Source organism: Chitinimonas violaceus (assembly GCF_052601015.1).
The window spans coordinates 1-506 of the sequence record NZ_JBQXDJ010000222.1; the positions used below are offsets into that span (position 1 = coordinate 1).

Consider the following 506-nt stretch of genomic DNA (forward strand, 5'->3'; position numbering starts at 1 on the left):
CACTGCTTCAAGATATGGCCAATTTGGTGGAGGGGGAGCTCAATACACTCAATATATCGACCGTGGATGAGCTGACGAACATTTCCAACCAACTGGGCTTCTTACAGCTCGGCAATACAACCCTTAGTTTCTGCGCAGCGCATGCGATCGCCGCCACGCTTGTATTCTTCGACATAGACATACTCAAGTCTATCAATGACGTCTTTGGCCATGCTGAAGGAGACCGTGTGTTGCAGGAGTTTGCCGCGATGCTGAAGGTTTCAATCCGTGGTTCTGATCTTATCGGGCGACTTAGCGGAGATAAGTTTATCGTGCTGGTGATGGATTCAGATCGAGATAATACTGAGCAGTTCATGGATAAGGTGGCAGAGCGGATTCGAGACAGATTACAACAGCCAAAATGGCCGTACCCAGTGGCGTTTTCTTATGGAACGGTCGAGTTCAAGCCCGCGAAACACAACCATTTGGACCAGATCATCGCTGAGGGGAACGCATTAATGTATGTG

Annotated in this window: 1 protein-coding gene; it reads left to right on the forward strand. The window is 49.0% G+C overall.

Going from position 1 to position 506, the window contains the following annotated elements:
* Positions 1-506: GGDEF domain-containing protein (locus ACUHMQ_RS21025; protein WP_445297385.1), on the forward strand; the 506-nt coding region annotated here is incomplete at both ends.